Source organism: Sphingobacterium sp. NPDC055431 (genome assembly GCF_053644255.1).
In genome coordinates this window covers 1-23,890 of record NZ_JBSHLH010000028.1, presented here as the reverse complement: position 1 = coordinate 23,890, position 23,890 = coordinate 1, and the positions used below count along the sequence as shown (strand labels likewise).

The 23,890-nt window shown below is 39.6% G+C and carries 18 protein-coding genes and 1 tRNA gene; 7 read left to right on the top strand and 12 right to left on the bottom strand.

From position 1 onward, the window contains the following. Positions 1-65: 65 nt before the first annotated feature. Positions 66-734, top strand: coding sequence for a hypothetical protein (locus tag ACWIB3_RS17610; protein ID WP_454292265.1), 669 nt, complete (start codon positions 66-68; stop codon positions 732-734). A 42-nt stretch (positions 735-776) separates the two neighbouring features. Then, on the top strand, positions 777-1,433 hold the full coding sequence (locus tag ACWIB3_RS17605) for a hypothetical protein (protein WP_454292264.1): 657 nt from the start codon (positions 777-779) through the stop codon (positions 1,431-1,433). An 893-nt stretch (positions 1,434-2,326) separates the two neighbouring features. Here the strand turns inward: ACWIB3_RS17605 and ACWIB3_RS17600 are convergent. After that, positions 2,327-3,661, bottom strand: a complete 1,335-nt coding sequence (locus tag ACWIB3_RS17600) for a trigger factor (RefSeq protein ID WP_454292263.1) — start codon at positions 3,659-3,661, stop codon at positions 2,327-2,329. Between the two features lie 72 nt (positions 3,662-3,733). Beyond that, positions 3,734-3,815 (bottom strand) — tRNA-Leu (locus ACWIB3_RS17595). Positions 3,816-4,386: 571 nt separating this feature from the next. Between ACWIB3_RS17595 and ACWIB3_RS17590 the strand changes: the two genes are divergently transcribed. From ACWIB3_RS17590 to ACWIB3_RS17570, 5 genes are all read left to right on the top strand, one after another. Next, on the top strand, positions 4,387-5,010 hold the full coding sequence (locus ACWIB3_RS17590; protein WP_313261125.1) for a hypothetical protein: 624 nt from the start codon (positions 4,387-4,389) through the stop codon (positions 5,008-5,010). A 2-nt stretch (positions 5,011-5,012) separates the two neighbouring features. Next, positions 5,013-5,309 carry a winged helix-turn-helix domain-containing protein gene (locus ACWIB3_RS17585; RefSeq protein WP_262890820.1) on the top strand — a complete coding sequence of 99 codons (297 nt, stop codon included), beginning with the start codon at positions 5,013-5,015 and terminating at the stop codon, positions 5,307-5,309. A gap of 52 nt (positions 5,310-5,361) precedes the next feature. Next, positions 5,362-5,874, top strand: coding sequence for a Coq4 family protein (locus ACWIB3_RS17580; protein ID WP_185218530.1), 513 nt, complete (start codon positions 5,362-5,364; stop codon positions 5,872-5,874). After that, a complete protein-coding gene (creD, locus tag ACWIB3_RS17575; protein ID WP_185214308.1) occupies positions 5,864-7,357 on the top strand; it encodes a cell envelope integrity protein CreD in 1,494 nt (497 codons plus the stop codon). Before ACWIB3_RS17580 ends, creD begins: the two co-directional genes overlap by 11 nt. A 138-nt stretch (positions 7,358-7,495) precedes the next feature. Beyond that, positions 7,496-9,604 (top strand): S9 family peptidase, encoded by a 2,109-nt coding sequence (locus ACWIB3_RS17570; RefSeq protein ID WP_454292262.1) that lies wholly within the window; start codon positions 7,496-7,498, stop codon positions 9,602-9,604. A gap of 112 nt (positions 9,605-9,716) precedes the next feature. Here ACWIB3_RS17570 and ACWIB3_RS17565 read toward each other — a convergent pair whose 3' ends face one another. From ACWIB3_RS17565 to ACWIB3_RS17520, 10 genes are all read right to left on the bottom strand, one after another. Further along, entirely contained in the window at positions 9,717-10,961 is a 1,245-nt protein-coding gene (locus ACWIB3_RS17565; protein WP_454292261.1) for a thioredoxin family protein, read from the bottom strand. Between the two features lie 3 nt (positions 10,962-10,964). Beyond that, positions 10,965-11,903: a S1 family peptidase gene (locus ACWIB3_RS17560; protein WP_454292260.1), complete on the bottom strand. Its 939-nt coding sequence runs from the start codon at positions 11,901-11,903 to the stop codon at positions 10,965-10,967. A 2-nt stretch (positions 11,904-11,905) separates the two neighbouring features. Then, positions 11,906-13,003: a redoxin domain-containing protein gene (locus ACWIB3_RS17555; protein WP_454292259.1), complete on the bottom strand. Its 1,098-nt coding sequence runs from the start codon at positions 13,001-13,003 to the stop codon at positions 11,906-11,908. A 30-nt stretch (positions 13,004-13,033) separates the two neighbouring features. After that, positions 13,034-13,738, bottom strand: coding sequence for a DUF4369 domain-containing protein (locus tag ACWIB3_RS17550; protein WP_454292258.1), 705 nt, complete (start codon positions 13,736-13,738; stop codon positions 13,034-13,036). A gap of 23 nt (positions 13,739-13,761) precedes the next feature. Beyond that, complete coding sequence (locus ACWIB3_RS17545; protein WP_454292257.1) at positions 13,762-14,874, bottom strand: redoxin domain-containing protein; 1,113 nt, start codon at positions 14,872-14,874, stop codon at positions 13,762-13,764. 11 nt (positions 14,875-14,885) lie between these two features. Further along, a complete protein-coding gene (locus tag ACWIB3_RS17540; RefSeq protein WP_454292256.1) occupies positions 14,886-16,397 on the bottom strand; it encodes a discoidin domain-containing protein in 1,512 nt (503 codons plus the stop codon). Between the two features lie 38 nt (positions 16,398-16,435). After that, on the bottom strand, positions 16,436-17,809 hold the full coding sequence (locus ACWIB3_RS17535; protein WP_454292255.1) for a RagB/SusD family nutrient uptake outer membrane protein: 1,374 nt from the start codon (positions 17,807-17,809) through the stop codon (positions 16,436-16,438). A gap of 10 nt (positions 17,810-17,819) precedes the next feature. After that, positions 17,820-21,920, bottom strand: a complete 4,101-nt coding sequence (locus ACWIB3_RS17530; RefSeq protein WP_454292254.1) for a hypothetical protein — start codon at positions 21,918-21,920, stop codon at positions 17,820-17,822. A gap of 43 nt (positions 21,921-21,963) precedes the next feature. Continuing rightward, positions 21,964-23,106: a FecR family protein gene (locus ACWIB3_RS17525; RefSeq protein WP_454292253.1), complete on the bottom strand. Its 1,143-nt coding sequence runs from the start codon at positions 23,104-23,106 to the stop codon at positions 21,964-21,966. Between the two features lie 96 nt (positions 23,107-23,202). Further along, on the bottom strand, positions 23,203-23,769 hold the full coding sequence (locus ACWIB3_RS17520) for an RNA polymerase sigma-70 factor (protein ID WP_454292252.1): 567 nt from the start codon (positions 23,767-23,769) through the stop codon (positions 23,203-23,205). Between the last annotated feature and the right edge of the window lie 121 nt (positions 23,770-23,890).

The following is a 23,890-nucleotide window of genomic DNA, read 5'->3' as shown; positions in this document are numbered from 1 at the left end:
GTATAATTTTGTTCTATATTTTTAATTTTGTTGCCCTTATTTTTGCTGCAAATTAAAAATAGACAATGACTAAATCTTTACTAAGCAGCTGGAATAGGGGAATTCTTCTTTTATTTATCTTAACAGTATTTTCTTCTTCATCTTATTCCCAAGAACAGGACTCTAACAAACATAAAATAGTTGATCCTGTCGATTTTGTAAAACCAACCTCTAGTATTCGAGTTTCCTTAATTGCTCCAACCTTAACTTTTCAATACGAAAAACCAATAGGTCCAAAAACTGTATTTGATGTCAATGCAGGGCTTCTAGTTAGCTTTGGGGTAAGTAAACTTTCGGTTGATATAGATCAATATAGAGATTTGGATGTTAATGCTAGGTATTTTGCTTTAATGCCACTAATGTCTGTCGGGGTAAAACATTTTTATAATATTGAAAATAGGCTCCGAAAAAATAAAAGCATTGAGAATAATAGTGCAAATTATTTTGGAGGAAGGTTGCACGGTCCTATAATTGGATGGATTAGGGATACTAAAAATATTAATGCAGAGAAGTCCAAAAGAATACAGTTCAGCAGCCGGACTGCAGTAGGATTGGTAGCCTTGTGGGGGATGAATAGAGACCTCGGTAATAATTTCAATTTCAATCTGGAGGTGGGACCAAGTTTAGTCTATAATTTGGATTCTAAAATTGTGCCTTCTTTCTGGCTTCATGTTGGTTTTTCAAAGACCTTTTAAATAATTGGTTTATTATTTAATCCTAAGAAATTTTTTTAAACCATGAGATCTGTTTTAATATTTATTCTGCTATTCCTGTTTATTTTACCATTTACCCATGCTCAAGAAATCAATGCACTTGATCATGATTCAATCCGTTCATATGTTGTAGAGAATCATAGCATCCGTGCGAATATCGTAAAACCCATGTTAGCATATCAGTTTGAAAAGCCAGTTTTTCAAGATGCTGTCCTCGAGATGCATGCAGGTCTTACATTAGGAGGTTTAACACGTTTTCATGCTTTACCAATAGGAGATAAGGAGCGTTGGAATCATTATAATAGAACAATTGTGTTGATGCCGACCTGGTCCTTATCGGTCAAGAAATATTATGGTTTTTCAAATCGATTACAAAATGGCAAATCCATTAAAAATAATTCATCAAATTTCCTCGCTCTTCGTTATTTAGGCCTAATGGCAGGCTGGACATTTGATACAACGGTGGGAGAGAAAGAAGCAAAAGAAAAACCTAGTTTTGATAAAGGTGTAGCCACAGGTTTCGCTGCAACTTGGGGAATCAATAGAGATATTGGCAAAGACTTTAGTTTCAATTATGAAATGGGACCTATTTGTATGAAAGCCCCCCAAGGAATCTGGGGTTTAGGACTATACCTGAAAGTAGGCTTTCAGTGGAATATATTGTTATCTGCTAAACATTGATATTAATAAATTGATCCAAATCTTGGCCCATCCTCCCATCCTCGTTGGGAGAGCGAGGCAAATCCCAATCCTGGTTCAACATAGAGAACAGTTTCTCAACTTTCGGTTACCCACCATACTGTCGTCCTGACGAAGGAAGGATCTCGGAGCAATGCGAACTTGCTTGTATTGGCGTACAGTTCCTTTACCTTCGGTAAAGGATGACAGGACTTGGGAAAGGAGAAGCGTACAGATTCTTCACTAATCGTTCAGAATAGCACATGGGCAATGTTCTTTTTTTACTGTCAACCTGAGAATAAAAAATTTGGACTAAATTTATCGGAAGGTGATGACAGCTTTTTGGCAACGAAAATAAATTAGCTCTTTTATTTTTTTAATATAGAACCCCTTTGGGGTTCCATTATTTTAGCTGGCATGGCACGTTAGCCTGTAAGTAGCAAAAACTGATGTTCGATTAATCGAACATCAGTTTTTGCTACTCCTGTTTTGTTCAATACCATTGCTAAAATAATTCATCCCCGCTGGGGATGTATGGCGGATAAAAGGTTTCCCGTTCCGGTGTCAACCTGAGGTACGAAGGTTCTCGGAGGTATGCAAATATTGATTGTATAGGTGTACAATTCCTGCACCGAAGGTTAAGGAAGACAGGGGCATAGGGGACGGGCGTATGCAATTCAGTCCTACCGTATGTTGGACTTTCCAGCGAATTGTTGATCATCATCATGGTCTATCCTCCCATCCCGCTAATCCGGGTTCAAAATACCCTACAGTCCCATTCCCTTCGCTTAAAGGCACCCCCGAGTCTAATTACTTACTACTAAATACTCCATAAAAAAAGGTTAACGAAATTGCTCCGTTAACCTTTTTTATTTTATAACTAATTCTTGTAATGCTTATTTGTCAAGCTTTTCGAATTTGTCGAAATCGATCTTTTTAGATTTGATTTTCACTGTATCTTTCAATTGATCGAACACTTTTAAAGCTTTTACTTCTTCGAACAAACGGTTAGCTTGTTCTCTGTCGCCTAATAATTGCATTGCGAATTGTTGCAATTGCTCATCTGTTGGCTCTTCGTTGATGTTGTACATTTTGATTTGCGCGTAGATACGTTCTTTAGCCAAATCAACCACCTCATCATATTTAACTTCTAAGTTGTTTGCTGTAACGATGCGGTTTTCGATGATCGTCCATTTCAAGTTGTTCAAGAAATCTTCGAAACCTTCTTCGATTTCAGTAGCATCCAAGTTAGGGTTAGTTGCTTTTAACCATTTTTTCAAGAAATCCTCAGGGAATTTAGCGTCAACTTTATCCATACCGAAAGTATACATATCGTTGCGTAATTTTTGAGCTGAGTTTTGTTTGAATAGGTTTTCAACTTCTTCTTTTACTTTTTCGTTGAATTGCTCTTCGGTAGTTACTTCACCAGCAGGGAACAATTTGTCGAAGAACTCTTGGTTCAAGTCAGACTCTTCTAATCTATTGATGTTTTTAACCGTCAATTCGAATTTAGTAACGTCTAGGTTTTCAGCCTCATCTTCAGTGATACCTAAGATACGAGCAAGGTCAGCAACTTTGAATGCTTTCTTTACGTCAAGCTTTGCAGTATCATCTTTTTTCAAGCCAACCAATGATTTTTTGATTTTGGCATCTTCAATGATGTCCGTACGGATTGAAGTTGTTTTTTCGATACCGTCTTCTTTATCTTGTTTCAATTCAGCGTAAAGAACGTCACCTTCCTCAGAAACTTCAGGGTTGGTCATTTTACCATAGCTACGACGTAAGTTTTTGATACGCTCAATAAGCGTTGCTTCATCAGCTTTAATGTCGTATTCAGTGAATTCCGTCTCTGCTGAGAAAGGAATGTCAAACTGAGGAGCTAAACCGATCTCGTAATCGAATTTAAAAGTATCCTTGAAATCCCAGTTGTATTGACCATCAGTATCTTCTTCTTTAGGAAGAGGTTGGCCTAATACTTCCAGTTTTTGCTCACCGATGTATTCAGCAATTTTATCATTGATAATTTTATTGATCTCATCAAATAAGATCGCCTTACCGTACATACGTTTGATATGTCCAGTAGGAACCATTCCTGGGCGGAATCCTGGTAATTTAGCTTGTTTTGCTTGGTCTTTAATTGCTTTATCAACCTGTGGGTTATAGTCCTCAGGCGCTATTTCCACTTGGATACTAGCGTTGATGTCATCAATGTTCTGGTGTGAAATATTCATACTCTTGTTTTAGCTTTTCGCAATTAATAAAAAAAAGTCCTCCTGATATTTTGTTTTCAGGAGGACATCAAGTGCGGAAGAAGGGACTCGAACCCCCACGCCTCGCGGCGCCAGATCCTAAGTCTGGTGCGGCTACCAATTACGCCACTTCCGCAGTTAGGATTTTATTGAGCCACAAAGATAGAAACCAAACCTATATATGTCAAGCTTTTTCTTCTCTTTTTTCTATGTTTTTTTGTAACTCTTTGTTTCTTAAAGCCTAATTTTTCAAAAAATATTGAAAATAGCCTAGGCTAAGCTCAAAATACGGGAAGATCATGCTGCTTTTGGAGCGGATTCGACAGGTAAACATCCTCTTTTGGTCTTTATAATTATGGAAAACAAAAAGTACATCCTCCAAAAAAACTCGAAGGTGGGGAGGCTCATGTTCCTTTTATATAATAAATCAATAAACACTATTCAATAGAAATAAGGATTCCTTCAAGAATCCTGACCAGGAATATGGAGCATATTTTGACCTCATTCGAGACACATTCCGAATTTTCCGAAAATGTCTCGAACAAGGGTAAAGTGATGGTCGAAGGCCTATGATCAATAATTGGATAAAAAAACGACTTTCCAGAACTTGGTTTTATTGATGGAATGGGGGAGACTTAATAAAAAAATTGAAAAAATATTTGCGCAAGTACTTTTTTCTCCTTTACTTTGAAACACAAAGTACTTTTATGGACCAGAAAGATATCTTAAAAGAAATAGGCCAGATCCGCTCCATGATGGAGAAATCATCGAAATTTATGTCCATCAGTGGGCTTTCGGGCGTATTGATCGGTTGTTTAGCTTTATTGGGGGCAGCAGCTGCATATTTTGTGGTTTATGGAACCAAGAGTGTGTTTGGTTACCGTGACTATTATGTGTTGGATGAACAGGTGCTATATAAATTGATCATCATTGCCATTTTGGTCCTGGTCATTTCCGTAACGGTAGGGGTGATCATGGCAAGGGCAAAAGCCAAGAAAGCGGGACAGAGCATCTGGAACCCGACCAGTAAAGCGTTATTGAAAGCGATGGCTATCCCATTGGTGACTGGCGGTCTGTTTTCGATCATCCTGATCAGTAAGGGTGTGGTCGGTTTGGTAGCTTCCACCTTGCTGATTTTTTATGGACTTTCACTAGCGGCAGCTAGTGTATTCACTTTTCGGGAAGTCAGGGTACTTGGAATTTTGGAGATTGTATTAGGCTTGTTAGCTTTGGCCTTCCCTGGATATGGCGTCGTGTTTTGGGCCTTAGGATTTGGTGTTCTACATATCGTTTACGGGTTAATTGTCCATAAAAAGTACGAAAGAAAGTGAGCTTGGATTTAACATTATATGACAAGGTTTTTGAAAATAGGGTCAGGCTGCAAATCATGAGTATCCTGATGGCCAATGATTCCTATGATTTCAATTCGTTAAAGGAATTGTTAGAGGTAACCGATGGTAACCTGGCATCAAACCTGAAGAACCTTGAAAAAGAAGGCTATATTTTGGTGACCAAAACATTCATCGATCGTAAGCCGAATACAAGTTATAGTAAGACGGATCAAGGCGCTAAAGCATTTGAAAATCATATCATTGCCTTGGAGAGCCTCATTAAACAGCAGTACAAATAGAATTTTTTTTGTTCATCTACTTTGAAAGACAAAGTACTTTATAGATAAAAATATGAGAGGATTAAGATTGAAATTTATGCTATTCCTGTACAATTGGTCATCCAAATTGTATGCAGAGCTGTTTAAGGGATATAAGGCAGCTTGGGGAATCAGGAAAGAAGAGTTTTTGGAATATCAAGAGGGGAGTTTAGGCTATGCCTTAGGAATGTTCTACAAAGAAAAAGGTTTTGACGTCATGCCGAAATTGGAGAATCACGATGTCTTTCACCTGATTACAGAAACTGGAACAGAGATTAACGATGAAATTGCCATGCAATATCTGCTGTTCGGAAATGGCAAGCTGAGTTTGTACCTGCTGGCCATGATCTTTATCGGGACCTTTATATTTCCGGAGCATAGCGCACATTATTGGTCAGCTTACAGAAAAGGGAAGGCCATGCATAAATTTCACCATATAGAATTTAAGGGCTTCCTCACAGAATCACTGAGCACATTACAACAATCACTAGATAAAAAACAATTAAAACTACAACTACAAGTAAATCCTATTCAACATGGAAAATAATTCAACTAACGAGGGATTGGAGAACAGTTCTCAGAAATCCCTGATCGAAAAAATCACCTCTTCATTGATCGTTAAGATTTTTGTCATTTTCTTCCTGATGTTAATCTTGCTCATTCCATTGGGCTTGATCGGAGACCTGATTTCAGAACGCAACAATAGGGAGACGAATGTATCTACGGAGATCGCTCGGAAATGGGGGATGGACCAAGTGATCACAAGCCCTATCTTAGCTGTTCCTTACGAGGTGGTCAGAGAAAGGATGAAAAGTGATGGGGAAGGTACGGGAACCAGTACGTTGGTGACAACGGTAGTGACAGAATATGCCTTTATGATGGCAGATCAGACCCAGATTACAGCTACTGTAGAACCTGAACCTTTAAAGCGTGGTATCTATCAAGCCATCGTCTATACCTCAAAGATCAATATTAAGGGGAATTTCGAAGCCTTTGATTTCAGTAAATTAAAGGTACTGCCTGCTGATCTGAAATGGCAGGACGCCAAACTGATTTTCGGTATACAGGATGTGAAAGGACTATCAGAAAATCCAACGTTTAAATGGGATGGTAAAGCCATGGAAATGGGGAAATATGATCTGGATATCGATCTGTTCAAGCAGAATTTAACGGTTGACCTTCCATTAGAAAACAATGAGTCCTTGAATAAACCTTTCGAGATCAATTTTGACCTGAAAGGATCCAAGTCCTTGAATTTCTTGCCGCTGGCAAAAAACACGAAGATCAATGTAAATGGTAATTGGGCAAATCCTAGTTTCAATGGTAACTTTTTACCGGATGACCGTGAAGTTGGAGAAAGCTTTAAAGCTAACTGGACCATTCCGGATTTCAGCAGAAAACAGGCCCAACAATGGACCGGAGAGCCTTATAAGGTCTATAACTTCCAAGGTATCGATCTTTCTGACGAAGACGCACATCCCAATGAATATGCTGCACGCACCTTTCCAGAACCACAGAGCGCTAGCACAGACAATCAGTTGACTGCAAATGATTATGACATGGTTCAGGTCAACTTCTTGCCACAGGTCGATAACTATCAAAAAGCAACCCGCGTAACCAAGTATGGTGCTTTGGTGATCGCATTGACTTTTGTTTCCTTGGTCTTCATGGAAATCATCAAGAAACAGCGCGTGCATATCATTCAGTATGTATTGATCGGTTTTGCCATGGTGTTGTTCTATGCTTTATTACTGGCGATTTCGGAACATATTGGATTTAATTTCGCATATTTAATTGCAGCAATTGCAACAATTATCCTGATTTCATCGTTTATCAAAGCAATAACCAAGGACATGAAATCGGCCATGAATTTCGCCGCCATATTAGCTCTATTCTATAGTTTTATCTTCGTACTTCTTCAATTACGTGACTACTCATTAATCGTTGGAACCATTGGACTATTCATCATCTTGGCGGTATTAATGCGTATTTCAACAAAAATTAACTGGTATCAATTTGAAAAGCAATGATAAGGTTAAGTAGAACATCCATACGAATGTACCTCACGAGCATTTGGCTCTTATTTTGGAAAGCCAGTCGTGTAAATTAGGTAATGATTTCGGTTTGCCTGTCAACTTTAGTAAATTGGCAGGCAAATCGTTTTTTATATGCATAAGATATCATGGATTGGAGCACTCTTATTGATCAATAATATGGTTATTGCACAAGAAGGAAAAGAAGTTCCCCAAAAGGTGGAGCGACCAAAAGTAGAAGATCGCGTCAGACGTTCAGGCAATGTGGAACCCCTTAGTCCCCAGAAGCTATGGGAATTGGGCCGGGTTTCCGGAGAAGGACTTTCAGCAGATGGCACCCAATTGATTTACGGTGTATCGAATTATCAGTTTGATGAAAACAAATCCGAGAAGGATCTTTTTGTTATTCCGGTAAAAGGAGGGGTTGCCAAGCAATTCACCTCCGAGGCAGGTGGTGAGTCTGTACTCAAAGTGGAAGGTGACGATGTCCTTTATATGTTCAAAGGACAGATCTGGAAAAAAAGCCTGAAAGACGGAAATGCCGTTCAAGTGACCAATCATGAAGGTGGCTTGGAAAATGTGAAGATTTCACCTGATGGGAAGCATATCTTGTTCAGCAAACAGGTTCTCTTAAAAGATTACCATAGCACCGATAAGTATAAGGACCTACCAAAATCCAATGTGTATATCTATGATAATCTAGATTACAGACACTGGGATACTTGGAACGATGGGAAATTCAACCATCCATTTATCGCTAGTTATGATAACGGAAAAATTGGGGAGGCTAAGGATATCTTAGCTGATGAGCCTTTCTATTCGCCTACCATGCCATTTGGGGGAGCGGAAGATTTTGCATGGACTCCAGATAGTAAATCCGTACTTTATGTCTGTAAGAAGAAATTTGGAACGGAGTACGCACAGAGTACCAATACAGATATCTACAAATATGACCTGGCTTCAGGACAGACCAGTAATCTGACCGAAGGGATGAATGGGTATGACAATACGCCAAACTTCAGCCCTGATGGAAAATTGATGAGCTGGATGAGCATGAAAACCGATGGTTATGAATCGGATAAAAATGATATCTACATTAGCGAAGCTGCGACTGGAATAAAATTAAATATGACTGCTCATTGGGATGGGACTATCAATTCCTATACCTGGAGCAAGGACAATAAAAAAATCTATTTCTTGGCACCAACCGAAGGGACTGTTCAGATCTTTGAACTATTGATTCCGGGCAACCTGAAGAATAGGGCTTTGCCTATCATCAATAAGATTTCAGATGGAGAATTTGACATCAACGGTATTGTAGGCGAAACCAAGGATGGTCTGGTGGTTACCCTGTCAAAAATGACCCGTGCGAACGAGGTGTTTCATTATTCTTTCAAATCCAAAAAACTAAATCCAATAACGACCGTCAATGATCAATTGTACAGTAAGGTTGCAGATACCAAGGTGGAAGCAAGGGTGACAAAGGCATCGGATGGTTTAGACCTATTTTCATGGGTGATCTATCCGCCGAACTTTGACCCAAGCAAAAAATACCCGACCTTATTATTCTGTCAGGGAGGTCCCCAAGGTGCGGTTACCCAATCGTATTCCTTCCGTTGGAACTTCCAATTACTGGCCAGTCAGGGATATATTGTCATCGCACCTAACCGTCGTGGCATGCCAGGATGGGGAGTGAAATGGAATGAACAGATTTCGAAGGATTGGGGTGGTCAAGCGATAGCAGATTACCTATCAGCAATCGATGACCTTTCCAAGGAAGTCTATGTAGATAAAGATAGGATAGGTGCAGTAGGTGCTAGTTATGGTGGTTATTCCGTATTTCAATTGGCAGGTGTGCATGAAGGTCGATTCAAATCCTTTATTTCACATTGTGGATTGTTTGATATGAAATCATGGTATGGTACAACGGAAGAACTGTTTTTTGCAAACTATGAATTAGGCGGACCTTATTGGGAACAAGGTAATGATAAAACCTATACCGAATTCAACCCAAGCACATTGGTTTCGAAATGGAATACTCCGATCTTGATTTTCCAAGGCGGTAAAGATTACAGGGTTCCAATCGGACAAGGTCTGGAAGCTTTTCAAGCAGCTCAACTTAGAGGGGTTAAAAGTAGATTGGTCTATTTACCAGATGAAAACCACTGGGTGCTTTCAGGTCATAACGCACAGGTATGGCAACGTGAGTTTTTCGGATGGTTGGATGAAACCTTGAAAAAATAATAACTAAATAAAGAAGCCGATTCAATTTGAATCGGCTTTTTGAATGCACAGAAACAAGAGACAGTATAGGATCTATAACTTGCTTTTTCATTCATTACTTAATAAACAACATTTAAAGAATATTTTCACCTTTCTTCATCAGGGTTAAATTTTCATTCAAATCATAGAGCTGATTTTCTTCAGCCCTTGTGATTGCCTTTTCCATCAAGGAGATCCCTTTTTCTTTTTCTCCCACTTTATAGTTCAACAAAGCGTAGTTGGAAAGATTTTCGACATCTTCAGACTTTTCAAAGGCATCTCTCGACCAGGTCAACAGTTCTTTGATGAGTTCAGTCTCCTTGGATTTTTTTGCAAAAACACCCACATATTCCATTTTCATTCTATCACTGATGCTATGGTCATATTTTTGGATATAGGCTTTCAGGGCAGGGACATAATCATGCATCAGAAGGCCATTTTTATAGAAGTTTAATTTTATAAAATCCAATAGTTCCGTGCTATGATTTGGGTATTTTGCAACTAAGGTATCTTGGAAAATAGACCAATCCGGATTGCTAGTCAAGATATAATAGCCCATAGGAGATTTACGGCCGAGCTTGTTGGCGGCATCTTCAAAATTTATTATTCCTCGGTATAGATCCTCGGCCGCTGTTTCTCCTAACAAAGAGTCAATTTTTTTAGCTTGATTCAAAAGTAATGGGAAGCCAATGTCTTGGGAAGAACGGGTTACATCCATGATGACCTGTGCTTCGGCTTTCGTTTCAATAGCTGGTTTCTGGGAAAGATAAGCCTTGATCAGATCTTGTTTGTCCTCGGGCTCAGCTTCCATGGAAGCATTTAAAAGTTTTTTTAATATGGTTTTGTCCTGCTTATTTTCCTCATACTTCTTTCTTAAGGTGTAATATTGGAAATCTGGATTCGGGACCTTTTGCAATAGGCTTAGGAAATTACTGATCTCTCTTTTACCATATGCTTTATGAACTAATTCGCCATTTGGGTTGAAGAAGAGGTAACAAGGGTAACCATCTACCTGATAATTTTTATCAAATTCCTTGCTTAATTTCATCCATTCTTTTTTTATTGCATTGGCCTCGGGATCATCATCAAATTGAACCTGGACGGACACATAGTTTTGGTTGCTGAACTCCCCAATTTTACTGTCCGTGAAAACCTGTTGTTCCATGATCTTGCAAGGTACACACCAGGAGGTATAGCAATCCATCATGATGTATTTGTTCTCCGCTTTGGCTTTTTCTTTGACCTCAGCCCAATTCAGGTTATTACTGAATTTTATTCCTTTTTCCTGAGCAACGAGAACGGTTGGTAGCAAGAATAGTATTAGGATGAATCTTTTCATGATTTATTGGATTAATAGCTTTAGAGCACGTACGGAAATAGCATTTTTCATGACCATCTGTTGTTTGTTACCTTCAGGAGCTGCCGAGGGGATCGTCTGGGTAGAAGAAACCAAACCAGCCAGGTTGCCAGCCTCTGATAGGATAGGAGCACCGCTTGAACCGACCGCATAGTCTGCACTGATGGTCATTCTATATTGACGGATTCCAGGGGTCCTAGGGTTCAACATCAAGCTGTTCTTGTTGACGATGCCTTCACTCAGATAGTAATAGATATGGTCTGGATGGGAGATAATATATACGGTTTCGCCGGGTAATAATACTGGACCTAATGGAATAAAAGGTAATTTCTTTCCATTCGTTTTAACCTTGAAAACGGCTAGATCATTGCTGGAAGAAAAGGCCAGTAACTCATCCATCACATATACCTCACCATCTATGCCTTCAATAAAATAAGTGCTGAGATCTTTGCTCAGTTGCAAAGAATCTGTTGGCTTATCCGTATGGATCAATTCTGCGAGCACATGGTAATTCGTTACGCAGATTCCATCTGAACTGATAGCAAAAGCTGAGGCATACAGATCGGCATAAGGATAATCATCTTTATCTTTTTGGTTCATTCGACCCATCAAAAAGACCGCTGATTTTTTTGCTTGAAAAAGATCCTTAGGCTTCAATGCCACTGTGGATGGATTACCCACTAATTTCCAAGAAAATGATTGTTCATTTTTTAATGCCTTGGCTTCGATTTGAAGTTGAGGAACTGTTTTTCCTTGCTGTGATTTAAATGCAGACTGTACTTTTTCCTCCAAGCCTTTATGGAATAAGGCATCGTTCATGAAAATACTGTCTGATTGGTCCTGTGCTTTGGCTAACTGCTGTAAACAGGATAAAGCCAGAGCCAAGGTAAATACCCAAAAAGGATGTGTTTGAAACAATTTCATGGTTAAAACAGTTCTTCGAGTTTTTTGATTAATTCTTCACCTCTTAAATTTTTGGCGATGATTTGTCCATTTGCATCCACTAAGAAATTGGTCGGGATCTGTACCACATGGTACATTTTGGCCACATCACTATCCACACCTGTTAGATCGGATGTTTGTTTCCAAGTTAGCTTATCGGCAACGATGGCTTGTCGCCACATTTTTTCAGCCTCTTTTTTATCTAATGAAATGCCTAGGATCTCGAATCCCTTTTTGTTGAACTGATTATAAGCAGCCACTAGATTTGGATTCTCAGCACGGCATGGTGCACACCAGCTGGCCCAGAAATCGATCAATACATATTTGCCTTTGTAATCCGACAGGTTGACCGTTTTGCCTTCGGTATCTGGAATGGCAAAATCAGGTGCTGGCATGCCGATATCGACAATAGCCGATTGCATGATCAATGAATTGATCATTTCACCTCCTGGAGATTGCTTTAAATCGTCTGACAGCCCTTGGAAAAGCTCTTTCATTTGGCTGTTTTCTAAACTTCCAACAAGATTGTATAACTCGGTTATCGAAACGGCACTGTTGCCATGGTTTTTGATGAAAGAAACTGCAAATTCATTACGGCTGACATATAATTCGTCCATCTGCTTGTCATATTCTTCTTGAGAAATCTTGGGCTGAGGATTATTATATTGATCATCTAATTTTTTGATCTCTGCTGCCAATTTGCTTTCAAAGTCCTTGATCTCAATGTAATCGGTATAAGTTTTTGAACCTGTGATTTGGACTTCATTTATTTTGTTGAAGTCTCCATTGACCTGAATATTTCCGGGTTCAACGAATAAAAAGAATGCAGTGCTATTATTTCCCGATTTATTGACCAAGAATGAATTGGTTGGTCCTGGAATCGTTCCTTTAAATTCAAACTTTCCGTCGACCACCTCAGTGGAATCTTGGCCGGGATAGTCGCCGCGCTGTTCAAGGTGGATATATTTGCTTGGCCAGTTCTTGATCTCGCCCTTGATGCTAAAAGGCTCTTGTGCAAAAAGAGGAGAGTTGATTGCTGCAGTTAAAAATAAAGCTGTTATCGCCTGGATGTATATTTTCATGATTGTGTTGTTCTAATTTTTATATAATGATCATTGACCTTCAATTTCTTCTTCTTGTTTATCCTTGCCCATCAATGGAAGGTTTTCGGATAGTAAAACGCCCTCAGGACTTTCCTTGATATAAAGGCTAAGGGAGTTGAAAAGAGCCACCAATTCGCTGTTCAGCAGGCTGTTGTTTAAGGTCTGGATTTCCGATAAGCTGACGATGCTGTTCGGGTGTTTTTTAATAAACTCCTTAGAGTATTCAATATCCAGAAGACTTAAGCTATCGAGGCTTTTATAATATTGCTTAAGTACGGTACTGTCTTCTGTTGTGAATTGAAGTTGTACATATCTGCTCATTTCCTGGTCGTATTTTTCATGACCTTCCCTGAGCTCAATAAAGTCATTGTAGGTAGCTGATCCTTTGACTTCAACATTTTTAAAATCCTCGAAATTGCCATTGACAGTGATGTTGCCAGGCTCCACGTATAGAAGTTTAGCGACTCCGCTTTTTTTCTGTGTAATCAGATATGCTGCAGTTGCACCTGGGATACTACCACTGAATTGGAAGCTGCCATCTGTGGTGCTTACCGAGTCCACTCCAGGGTAATTACCTTGACGAACCAAATAAACTGTTTCTGTTGGCCATCCCTCAATTTTACCTTTTACGGTAAAATTATCTTGGGAAAAACCAAGTTGGGGAATGGCTAATAATGGAATGAATAGTGCAAATAGAATTGTTTGAATTTTCATGTAATTAAGCTTATAGTGTATGGTTATTTAAATATTTCTTTCAGTTTTTCCTGTAGTTTTTCTCCAACAAGGTTTTTGGCAATGATCTTTCCGTCAGGTCCAATCAGAAAGTTGGATGGGATAACTTGAACTGCATAGGTTACTGCGGCTTCGTTTTTATTGCCTTGAAGATCAGAAATCTGAGGCCAGATGACCCCGTCGTTTTCGATGGCGCGTTTCCAACGCCACTCCTCAGCTTTGGAGTCAATGGAAACCCCTAGGATTTCGAAACCTTTATCCTTATAGGATTTATAGGCAGCAAGTAGATTTGGGTTCTCTCTACGACAAGGGATGCACCAGCTTGCCCAAAAGTCAACGAGTACATACTTTCCGCGGAAATCTTGGAGTTTGATGGTGTTTCCGGCTGTATCTTTTTGTGCAATATCTGGGGCGATCTTTCCAATTTCAATATTCGACAAGTTTTTCATGTAGGCATTGATATCTTCAGCCTGTACAGTTGCGATTAATTTAGGGTCTAATAGATCATAAAGTTTCTTGAGTTCGGTATAGCTCAGATCTTGGCTTAAGCCTGCAAGTTCATAGACGGTTGCTGGGCTTGATGGATGTTCCTTTATGAAGATTTTCGAAATCTCAATGTTTTTTGCGGTCAAGCTTTTTATTTCTTTACTAATGTTTGCCTGTTTGGTTTCATCCTTTTCATTACCTAAGACTTGGTATAGGCTGTCGATTTGGTCGCCAAGAGTTTTATGGATGTTCTTGATTTCATAATACTCATCAGTGGATTTGGAACCAGTTACTTTGGCTTCTTCCAGATTAGCGTATTGGCCATGGATCTCGATATTTCCAGGTTCTAAGAATAGAAATTTATATTTAGGTTCCTCTCCATCTAAGGAAACCAAGAATGCATTGGTTGGGCCTTCGATCTTTCCACGGAACTCAAAAGAACCATCCTTGTTTTCTACGGAGTCCTTACCCGGGAAATTGCCTTTGCGTTCAAAACGGATATACTTAGATGGCCAGCCATCAATTTTTCCTTTGACCACAAATTCACTTTGGCTAAATGCTTCTTGGCTAAACAATGAACCAACTAATAGAAGCAGGGGGGTGATTTTTCTAATATTTAATAAAACTGTCATATACGTAATTTTTAATTTATACCTTCTATTTCTGAAATATATGGGGTGCCAAAAGAGCTTTCGATAATGGTAAACTTCATGTACTTCGCAGTAACTGGATTGATGAATTTTAAGTGTTTCTTATCAGGGTTATCTGCTGAACTTTGATAATTCACATCACCTGCTATAAAGACACCTTCTTTTTTCCAAGTCTTGCCATCATTGCTGGAATAGGCTTCCACTTTGGAGAAGTTGTAATAGATATCGTATGAACTTTGGTATGAAGGGGTGAAGACAAAACCTTTAAGTGTTTCGGTTTTACCTAAGTCGATTGTCAAATCCTGTGGGGTGTATCCTGCGGCTTTCCAGATTGTGGATGTTTTTCCGTCAAAGAGATTGCTCGCTGGGAAATCCTTATTGCTGTCATTTACTTCAGCCTGGACTTTCCATAAGCTGCGGTCCATTTTATTACCCTTCACTGTTTGAAGCGGGTAAGCAATATTTTCGGTCTGAAAATCCTGAATGTTTATGGTGATGAATGCATACATGGACCCTAGGTCATTTTCTGGTTGTACCATATTTTTATCGGATGTGTTTTCCAATTCAATGATAGCCACTTGGGTCTGGGTGGATGGTTTGATTTGTTGGAAATCAATATGCACCTGAAAACTATCCCGCGAGTCTGTTTCACCTACGACAAACTTGACCGTAGGTTTTAAGATCTTAATGGCACTTTCAGGAATTCGAATATATTTTTCCCTTTTTATTGCCTCAAACCAGGTTTGTAAGGTATCGGAGGTATTGACACGAATCTTTGCTTGCGATTCAATGTCAAGAGGATGGTTGATCCTTGCTGAAAACATATATTTTTCGTTTCCATTATCCTTGCCATTGATTCGAGTGATGGATTGATTTCCATTTAAGAAGTAATAGCCTCTTGGTTTACTGTCTTGGAATCCATTTTCAAATTTAAATACACCTAACCTTACTAGTGATGGAGTGATCGTTACTTTCATCTTGACAAACATGTAACTGCTTTTCAATTTGCTGTTTCCTGAAAGCACCTTTAGCTTGATGGGAATCAAGTAGATTTCATTATGCTTTAAGTGAGTCGCGTTATTCAATTCAACCTTGAGGGTATCGGTTGACTCAGAAAGACCTGATTCTACCGTTATCTTCCCTTCATCAGCCAACATAAAGGCATCGCCTGGGAAAGTCGGAGATTTGGTATGCTGCAGACTGTCATAAATGCTTAATAGAGAAAGATCTATTTTTCCTTGAACATGGATGTCTTCTGATGCTGCACTTTCCAATAACACGGGTAAACCAGCAGGAGCAAGGGTTCGGTTATTTACTGCAGAGTCGCCAAGTTTCATGGCCGTTGCATTTCCGATATTGCTGCTCAGGTAATTGCTGAACTCATTAGCCACCTCTTGGTATAAATCGAGATTATCCTTTTTACAACCCACGATGTTGTTCAGCACAACGAGGATGATCAGGGCAGAAAGGCCATATCGAAAAAGTATATTTATTAATCTATTCATGATATTAATGCGTTGTATTCCTTGATCTGAATCACTCCTTATCTAGGATTTGGTTTGATATCTTTATTGTTATTGCTGATCAGTGGAGCTATCTCCATTAAATAGCGTGGTGAATTGGGCTTGATAATGGCAACGATTGTATCTTGATAGTTTTCAGAATCATAAAAGCTCCGAACAATATTCTTTAAGAACTTTTCCTCCCGATTGAGTCTTTTTAAGTCGAACAATCTTAAACCGCCATGACAGAAGAGTTCTCTTCTTCTCTCCTCCAATACCGTCTTTAGGATATCGTTATCACTTACCTGCAGATCAGTTGAATTTTCAATTCGGTTTTTTCGCAGAAGATTTAGAATAGGTAAAGCTTCCCTAGGTTTGCCTGTTCTAGCTAAACTTTCGGCTTTGATCAGCATAACTTCTGGTACAGCAATGCTATAGTTGAAATGGTATTTGCCATCTTCATTAGCAAAAATATCATAGTAGTCGAAGTTGATTTTCTTTCGGAAATCTGAGGATGTGAAAAGCGAATCCAAACTTTTGCTGATTTGAATTTTAAAGGCATAGGTTAGGTTTAAATCATAGTCTACACCAGTTTTTCCTAGTAATACTTCTGGATTTCGGCTTTGGTCCAACAGTTTTAATGGGGCTGCAGTAAGGGTTTTATAATCCAATAAAGAAGATTTTAGAGCCAAGCATTCATCAGCTGATTTCAAAGCTTCAGCATAATTTCCCATAAGCAAATGTGTCCTGCTCAGTAAGGCCAAGGCCGATGCTTTACCAGGATGAATGATCGTATTCCCCATAACTGGAAAGTCTGGGGTAGCGATGGCATCGGTTAACTCCGTTATGATTAATTTGTATACTTCTTGAACCGTTGCTCTTTTTGGTTTAACGCTAGCATCTGGGATAAGTGAAATTGGGATGGCCAATTCGGTAGCAGCTTTGCCATTGGTAAAGTCTTGACCATAAATATTGGCCAATTGTAAAAAATACCAAGCTCGGTTTACCTTTGCCTGTGCAATTGCAATGGCAAGGCCTTTTTTCTCTTCTTCACTTTTTGTTTTTACTTCCGAGGCTTTTAGGATCAGGATATTCATTTGTAGGATACGCTCATAGGCGCTTTTGTACATGAAGTCCATTTCGCCAGGTCCCCAAATGTGTTGGGCATACATATAACTGTTGCCGTAAAATTCATTTCGGGCGAAGGCTGGAAAGCTGATGTCATCCGCCATGAGGTCTGCTAAAATAAAATTACAACGTGCTATAGAGTCGCTGTTAAGCATTTCCTGAAAGTCCTTGAGGGTAGAGGGGTTTACATTTCCGGTGCTTGGCGTAATGTCCAAGAATTTCTGACATGAGGAAATTGTATATAAAATCACAAGACTCAGAATGAAAAAATAATGTTTTGTCTTCATGTTTTTATGATTAGAAAATAACGTTTAGTGTTGCCCCATACTGGATAGGAGTAGGTAAACCAAGTCTACCGCCCGTGTCCACATTATTAGGGTCGTATTTATATCTGTTTTTCGCCCAAACGGCTACATTTTGCATGTGAGCTGAGATGCGAAGGCTTTTTACATATTTTTCGTTTAGATAGCTCTTCGGAATTTCCCATCCGACCATCACTTCTTGGAGTCGGATAAAATTGGCTGACATAAAGCTATTGCTGGAGTTCTGAGCTAAGAAACTACGGATGGATAAACCTGTATCATTAGTCAGCGCAGGGACATCGGTGAATGCTTCATCGCCTGGTTTTTTCCAGCGCTGGCTAATCAAATTGGAGTTTTCGTATTGAGCCCCTGAATTGGAAGGAATAAACCTGCGCATAATACCACCGAAGCTACCCATAAAGGATACACGGGCGAAGAATTTGCCGTAGGTAATATCATGCATGAAACCACCTGTCCAAGGTGCTCGCGTAGCTCCCATATAGATGATGTCATTTGCCAAAACGGTAGAATCTGGGTTAGCAGTGATATTGCCTTTAGCATCATAGATTTGTGGTGCACCTTCTGCGTTTAGCCCTGCCCAGCGGTATCCCCAAACATTGGTTGTGCTATAGCCCTCTCGGAAGGCCGTAAGATATTGCCTGCTGGCAGAATATGGAGTTTTTGGAATTGACTTTGCCATATTCACGTTATAAGCTCCGTTGATAGCGAAACTATAGCTGAATTTTGGTTTTCTGACAATATCTGATTTATAGAAAAACTCAACCCCTTTGTTTACAATATTGCTAAAGGTAATCTGATTGTCCAACCCTGTTGAGGGATCGGTAGGGATCGGGATGTTATTGGTAATCCCTTGGTCAGAACGATTATAATACCTTAAATCGATTCGGTGTCGGTCGTTGTTCAGACCAAATTGGAAATAAATCTCAATGTTTTTGTTCCTTGGTGGCAAAACTGAGAATGAGCTATTGGTCGCCAATCCAAAACCACCGCCCGCACTGCTATTGGTTCCCATCATCAATCCCAAACCTTGAATGGAAGAAAGGTCTTGATAAGTTGCTCCAATCATTAAGGTACTGATCCCCTCAGAAGTGAAATAGGATTCCTTCTTGATATCATAGGAAATATTTCCATTGAATTGTTTCTGACCTTCTGGGGAACGGTCAAAGGTACCGTTGAACATCAGGGTTCCATCCCTTAAAGACCCTTCCAATCCCGCACTAAAATACTTGAGTGTCCTACGTTGGTTAAAAGAAGCAGAGTCAGTCAAGCTTCCGCTAGGGGATATACCAGTCAATTTCATGGTGTTGTAGCGGCCATAAACGGATAGTGCATCGCCGAATAGGTTAAACCTTAATTCTTCAAAAATATTGAAGGAGGATTGGCCTGCCTGTGGTACTGGAATAAAATTATTTACCCAGATGGCATAATTATTCCATTCTGTTTGCCTATAGCGGTTACTTCCAATCGTAGTAGGGAGGTCAGGCATTTTATTTCCCGTCAAACCAGCAGATGCCATAACCCCAGTAAGCCAATCTGGAAGGTTTTTATGTTTGAACTGGTAACCTACGATGGAATTAAATGTCCTAGTTGTTGCATATTTCTCCATACCATAATTAGGACTGAAAGCCTCGCTATAGTTGGCATTGAAATTTATGGTCTTCTCTTTATAATCGTAATTGATTCCAGCATTCCAGTTTAGGTTCCTAAAGATCGAAGTGTCACCGGAGGAAGGAGTCAATAGGGCAAAAGGATAAATCAAAGCTGCCGTATTGCTATATAGCCTTCTGAAGTTTTCAACACCGCCAGTGGGATCACCGCCAGGCAGGAAGATTGCAGAACCTTTACCAGTGTTTTTATTGTACCCATATCGAGTTACATTTCCCGGTCTTTCCCTGGTCTCGTTTGCTCCACCTCCACCTATATTTGCTGTTATGGTATGCTCATCAATCTTTAAGGAGTAACTTAGACCAGAACGGATGTTCCATTGTAGATACTTATCACGGCTATTGTTTAAGATGTCTCCCGGTGGTACATAGAAATCTACCGAACCGTCATTTGGAGACCCATAATTATTAAAGAGTTGTCTGCCTTCGCTGCTTTGGCGATCTGTAATTCGGTCATTATTGTTGCGAGTCATGCGATAGAACACTGAGTTGTCCCAACGCAATCCTTTAAACAGATCCCATTTCATTTCCAGACGACTTTGAACTAAGGTGTTCTTGGATAGGCTATTCATCAAGCGGTTGTCTTCCAAAATATTGCTACCATGGTTGAAATAACCATTTTTCATGATAAGGTTATTGTAGACATCACCAAGTACCTTTTGGTCATAGATATAATTTCCTTGGCGATCCAAGAACATCTGATAGGCTGGGGGAAGGTTGTATATAGATAGTTCAGAGGCTCCGCCCTGAGCATTTGTTCTGTTGGCATTGATTTGCCAGTTTGCTATTAATTTTCCTTTCAGGAGGTTGAAATTATTTTTCAAGTCAACACCGAAGGTGTTGGAATTATTGTTGAGTCCATGGGATTTGAAATTGTTATAGGTCCCGGTCAAGGTGAACATATATTGCCTTGTACCACCTGAGAATGTCAACAAATGGTTTTGGGAGATGACATCCTGTTGGAGATGTGCCACTTGGGCTTCATTGGATAAAACCGATAGCGAGTCAATCTTACGATTGAAATCTGCTTCGGTAATTTTGTTGTCCCTACGCCAAGCGAAAAGTCTTTCGGCTAAATTTAGTTTTTCAAAATCCCCATCTCCAGGTACAAGATTCATTTCTGCAGCACTTTTTAGATAGTCGATAATATCTGCAGAGTTCGCTAATCCCAATTGAGCCATATCGTACTTCGGAGCAGGCTTAAAGTACATATTGGCGTTATATGTAATGTTGACCTGGTTCTTTCTGCCGGTCTTGGTCTTGATCAAGATAATACCAGCAGTAGCGCGTGGTCCCCATTTGATGAGTTCCTTAGGGTCTTTGATAACTTCTACGGATTCCACATTGGCCATTGGATAATCTGCCGGGAATTCCTCAACAGGGAATCCGTCAATAATGACCATCATCCCTTCGGTATTACCAAAACTGGCAGAACCTCGGAGTTCGGGAACTAGCGTTACACTGGCTTGATTGGAGTACTCAATAAAAAACCTACCAGCATCACCTCCGCCTGGAAGGCTGGTTTTATTTTCAATAGCATCGATCATCCTTTGCCCATTCGGGTAGAATCTCTGGAGGAATTGATCCAATGTATAATATGTTTTTCTAAGACCACCGCCTTGACCCGTTTGGATGGTTCCAACTTCGGTGATCCCGACAATCTTTCTTTTGTTCGATGGAAGGATCTGTAAGGTCAAGCCTGGAACAGTTCCTTGCAATAATTGCCCAAGGTTCATGTATGACCTGTTGGTCATATCGATCTGGGTATTTAAATTCAAATTTTTCTTTACTCTGGCCTCGACCGTTACTTCGTTTACTGCCAATACTTGGTTATAGAGCGTAACGAGCATATTTCTTTCCCCACGAAATAAGATTGTACTCTCTTTATAGCCTTGACAGGTAAAAGTAACCAAGTCACCCCTTGAAGTTTCTATGTTAAATCGCCCATTGATGTCGGATATGGTCCTGGAGTTTTTGGGGTCTTTGCTATTCACAATGGTCACTCCTCGAATGGGTTTTCCGGCTTGATCTCGAATTTCTCCCTCGACCATTCGGGGCAAGTTAGGGCGGGTCAGTTGATCGATGTTGACCTCAATGACCGTTTCCACGATCCTAGGTCTCTTAGGGACCAGGACAATAGTATTGTTCGCAATGGAATAAGATATGGTCTGGTGATGGAAGATCTCATCCAATACGGTTCTAAGATCTTGGTCTGTAACTTTTATCCGTACTCTTTTTGATTTCTTGAGTATTTCAGTGGAATAAAAGAGATCATAATTCGTCTGTTCGACAATCTTTTCCAGTACGTCCTTTAATCTGCTGTTTTTTTCATTCAGGGTGACCTTTTGAGCAAACAAGGGTAAGGAAAGCATCATCAAACAAGTGATAATAGCTAATTTTATTCTATTCATTTTAGGGTTTTGGTAATTAGGGTTATTGGTAATTTTCTTTAGATCATGGGATTACGGTAAGTTTGTTGTTCTGGAGCTGCGTTTTGATTCCACTTAATTCTAAAACTTTCAGCACTTCTGAGAGATTTTGGTTCATGCTCGTGCGGCCGGAGAAGGTTTGATTTTGATCTACCCCTGCTAGGAATTCGACTTCAATGTTGTACCAGCGTTCTATTTGTTTCATAATTCCTGCTAAGTCTGAATCTTGAAAGTTGAAATATCCTTGGACCCAGCTAATGGATTGTTTGGCATTCACCTTCGATTTGGCAAGTTTTTCCTTGCGACGGTCATAAGTAATTTGTTCGTTAGGTGTTAAGAAATGGTCTTCACCTTGACAGGAGATCTTTACCCTTCCTTCCAAGAGGGTGGTTCTGCTAGAATTTTCGTTTGAATAACTATTTATGTTGAATTGAGTTCCCAAAACCTGAATGGTCTGGTCTTCGGTTTCAACGATGAATGGTGCATTTTCATTTCTTGTGACCTCAAAATAGGCTTCTCCAGTCACATGGACCTTGCGTTGGTTTTCTGCAAATTCAATTGGGTATTTAATGGTAGACTCGGCATTCAACCAGACATTGGAACCGTCTGGCAGTTGGATCTCGAACTTCCTTCCTTTGGGCGTGTGGGCGGTGTTGAAAGAGGTCTTTCCGGCCTCGCCTTTATAATAAATGGCCCCATCTTTTTTATAGATCTCAACGCCATCCTGACTCGCTATGAGTCCGTCTGCTAATGAGTCGATTTCAACGGTTTCACCATTTTCTAGAGAAAGGACCAATCCTTCTGTACCGGCTTTTTTATCTTGAGATGTTATAGTGTTTTCTGGGGTTTTATTATCTGTAACAAACCAATAAGACGCGATGCCTAGGATCATCAGAAGGCTTGCTGCAATACCTAGGTAGGTTTTATTTCTGTACCACATTGGTTTCGGCTCTAGAATTTTGCCATTAGAAACCTCAAGTTTTGCCAATAGACCTTCTAGGATTCTGGTTTTATGTTCTTCTTTGCTACTTGCAATATGCTCAGGGATATTAATAGGGTCATTCTGGGCACTATTGTACCAAGCAGCATATTCCTTTGCCTCATCGTCAGAAATCGAACCATTGAGCCATTTCTGCTCCAGTTCGGCTAAGCGATTTTGTTCCGTCATCGTAATTTAATTATAGGTCTATATAACTATAATCAAGGTGAGGGCCCATATCCCTATATAGAAAATGAAAAAAAGTAATATTTTTTTAATGATGTCTTAATAAAACAAGCAGATGATATAATTGAGGCCTGATTTTATTTTCTTGAGAGCCCGGGTTAAATGGGCTTCCACGGTCTTTTCCGCAATTAATAGCCGTTTTGCAATTTCTTTTTGGGATAGCCCTTCTTCACGGCTCAGCTTGTAGACCAGTTGGCATTTTTCGGGAAGCTGGGTAACCAATTTTTCCAATTTGGTCTTGAGTTCTTCAAATTGGAGGTAGTTTTCCATAGAATAGAACTTCTCATCCTCAGATCTTTTGCTGTAGTCAACAAACTTTTGTTCTACTGCCAGTCTATGTCTATAATTAATGATCTTATATTTTAGAGCTGCTGCAAGGTATCTTTCTATTTGGTCACTGAGTCTGATGCTCTGCCTGCGTTTCCAGATATCCAAGAATATATCCTGGACTATCTCTTCAGCTACTAGGATGTCGGAAAGTTTATTGCTGGCTATAACCAAAAGCTTGTCCCAATACCTTTTATATATCTCTGTAAATGCTTTAGGGTCGCTGTCTTTCAATAGGACCAATAACTTTTCATCAGAATATTTATCAAAATGGGACATTTTAGTGCTTAAATATCAATCCTCAGTGTTAAAATAACTTCAATATGATTTAAACGGATAGTAATATTTATCGCTACATCAAATAGAATTAATTAAACTTTGATTATTTTAAGTATAAAAT